The 647-nt window shown below is 59.2% G+C and carries 2 protein-coding genes; both read left to right on the top strand.

Features of this window, described 5'->3' with window-relative positions; translation table 11 throughout:
• Nucleotides 1-332: cytochrome c oxidase subunit 3 (locus tag AC1D0P_RS26775; RefSeq protein ID WP_477679502.1), on the top strand; the 332-nt coding region annotated here is incomplete at its 5' end.
• Nucleotides 329-647: cytochrome o ubiquinol oxidase subunit IV (gene cyoD, locus AC1D0P_RS26770; RefSeq protein ID WP_477679501.1), on the top strand; the 319-nt coding region annotated here is incomplete at its 3' end. The genes AC1D0P_RS26775 and cyoD, both read left to right, overlap by 4 nt.

The following is a 647-nucleotide window of genomic DNA, read 5'->3' as shown; positions in this document are numbered from 1 at the left end:
GCAGCGTCCTCATCTGGATGTTGATTACCGGCCTGTTCGGCGCCGCCTTCATCGGCATCGAGCTCTACGAATTCGGCAATCTGATCCGCGAAGGTGCCGGCCCGACACGTAGCGCCTTCCTCTCGTCCTTCTTCACCCTGGTCGGCACACACGGCCTGCACGTGACCTCCGGCATCATCTGGATGATCACGCTGATGGTCCAGGTCTCTATGCACGGCCTCAATGAAGCCAATCGCCGCCGTCTGATGTGCCTGTCGATGTTCTGGCACTTCCTCGACGTCGTCTGGATCGGCGTCTTTTCCTTCGTCTATCTTCTTGGAGTCATCGGATGAGTTCTGAAGCACCTGCACACGAGGATGCCCTCGAGGCTCATCACGCCCATAGCCACGGTCATCAGGCCGGCCACGGGACCTTCGGCAGCTACATGACCGGCTTCGTGCTGTCGGTCATCCTGACGGCCATCCCTTTCGCGCTCGTAATGGGCGGGATGATCGAGAACAAGGTGTTGCTCGCGGTCACCGTCATGCTGATCGGCGCCGTGCAGATCGTCGTCCACATGGTCTACTTCCTGCATATGAATACGAAGTCGGAAGGCGGCTGGACCTTCATGGCACTGATCTTCACGCTCGTGATCGTAGGGATCGCGC

The sequence above is a fragment of the Polaromonas sp. P1_G2 genome, assembly GCF_056405515.1.
Note: the sequence above shows the minus strand (reverse complement) of the source record. Positions and strands in the feature narration are given on the sequence as shown.